Source organism: Agromyces binzhouensis, assembly GCF_004135055.1.
Classification (GTDB): Bacteria; Actinomycetota; Actinomycetes; order Actinomycetales; family Microbacteriaceae; genus Agromyces; species Agromyces binzhouensis.
Genome location: NZ_SDPL01000693.1, coordinates 1 through 953, shown reverse-complemented (window position 1 = coordinate 953; position 953 = coordinate 1). Strand labels below are relative to the sequence as shown.

Annotated in this window: 1 protein-coding gene; it reads left to right on the top strand. The window is 74.8% G+C overall.

What is annotated here, in order from left to right; all coding sequences use genetic code 11:
- The coding region (locus ESO86_RS17695; protein ID WP_165308358.1) for an MFS transporter at window positions 1-953 on the top strand (953 nt) is incomplete at both ends.

Genomic DNA, 953 nt, shown 5'->3' with positions numbered 1-953 from the left:
CGTTCGTCCCGGCACCGGCCGCCGTCGTCGCCGGACTCATCGCGGGCGGCATCGGCGCCGGCGGCGCGGTCGCCTCCTCGGGCGCGGCCCTCGCCGCGTTCATCAACCCGGAGCGGGTGGCCGGCGTCAACGGGCTCGCCAACCGCGCCGTGATCACCGTGATCCTCGCGATCGTGCCGATGATCGGCCTCGCACCGGCCAGCGTGTTCGGCGTGCTCGCCGTGTTCTCGGTCGCGATGCTCGCCACCACGGCATGGCTGCCCGCGGCGCCGATCATCGCTCCGGCCGCGACGGGCGCGCCCGCGGCATCCGTCACCGGGGCCTCGACGGGCTCGCGCCGCGTGACGATCGCCGGACTCGCACTGCTCGCCTGCTTCGCTCTCTGGGCCGTGAGCGAGGACTCGCTCTGGGCCATGGCCGGGGTCATGGGCGCCGAGCAGGCCGCACTCACCCCCGAGGGCCTCGGCCTCGCGCTGAGCGGCGCCACCGCCGGCGGCATCCTCGGCGCCATCCTCGTCACCGTCGTCGGCGACCGGTTCGGGCGAGCCCTGCCGCTCGCGATCCTGCTCGCCACGGGCGGCGTGCTCAAGATGATCGAGTCGACCGTCACCGACCCGACGGCGTTCATCGTCGTGTTCATCGCCTGGAACACCGTCTACGCCGTCGCGTTCCTCTACTTCGTCGCGACGGCCGCCGCGCTCGACGCCGACGGACGCTGGTCTGGACCGCTGCTCGCGGTCTACCTCGTCGGCTCGGCGCTCACGCCGGTCATCGGCGCCGCGCTCGTCGAGGCGCTCGGGTTCGCGGGCTTCGGCATCGTGCTCGGCGTCGCGAGCTTCGCACTGATCACCCCGGTCGTCCTCGTGGCGCGGTTCTCGCGCGCAGCCCAGGCCGCCGAGCCGGCGGATGCCGCGGCCCGGCGTCCGGCGGCGCCGGCCGACGCAGAGGAGGTC